A 617-nucleotide genomic window follows, 5' to 3' on the forward strand; every position below is an offset into this window, starting at 1 on the left:
GATAGGTCGAAGGTGTAAGTGCAGCAATGTATTTAGCTTATCGATACTAATAGGTCGAGGACTTGACCAATATTTATTTGATGTTCATTAATTAAAATATATATGTAGTTTTTAGAGTGTTAACTCTGAAAAAAAGTATGAAAAAAGTATTGACAAAAATAACAAAAAATGTTAATATTATACTTGTCCTAGCAACAAAAAAGAAATGTGGTTATAATAGCAGAGAAGATACACCTGTTTCCATTCCGAACACAGAAGTTAAGTTCTCTAGCGCTGATGGTACTTGGTGGGAAACTGCCTGGGAGAGTAGGACATAGCCACGTTAGATGTTCCAAGGTAGCTCAACGGTGGAGCAACCGGCTGTTAACCGGTAGGCTGTGGGTTCGAGCCCCACCCTTGGAGCCAATAAATGGCTCGTTGGTCAAGAGGTTAAGACACCGCCCTTTCACGGCGGTAACAGGGGTTCAATTCCCCTACGAGTCACCATTTGTGGGATCATAGCTCAGCTGGGAGAGCACCTGCCTTACAAGCAGGGGGTCGCAGGTTCGAGCCCTGCTGGTCCCACCATTTGCGGCCTGGTAGTTCAGTTGGTTAGAATGCCAGCCTGTCACGCTGGA

Annotated in this window: 3 tRNA genes and 1 rRNA gene; all 4 read left to right on the forward strand. The window is 44.6% G+C overall.

The annotated features are described in order from the left end of the window. Positions 1 to 206: 206 nt before the first annotated feature. Positions 207 to 323: ribosomal RNA gene (rrf, locus tag IC175_RS19310) — 5S ribosomal RNA — on the forward strand. A 7-nt stretch (positions 324 to 330) separates the two neighbouring features. Continuing rightward, positions 331 to 405, forward strand: a tRNA-Asn gene (locus IC175_RS19315). 6 nt (positions 406 to 411) lie between these two features. Beyond that, a tRNA-Glu gene (locus tag IC175_RS19320) sits at positions 412 to 486 on the forward strand. Positions 487 to 491: 5 nt separating this feature from the next. Next, a tRNA-Val gene (locus IC175_RS19325) sits at positions 492 to 567 on the forward strand. Positions 568 to 617: the final 50 nt, after the last annotated feature.

It is taken from the genome of Clostridioides sp. ES-S-0123-01 (assembly GCF_020658415.1).
Lineage (GTDB): Bacteria > Bacillota > Clostridia > Peptostreptococcales > Peptostreptococcaceae > Clostridioides.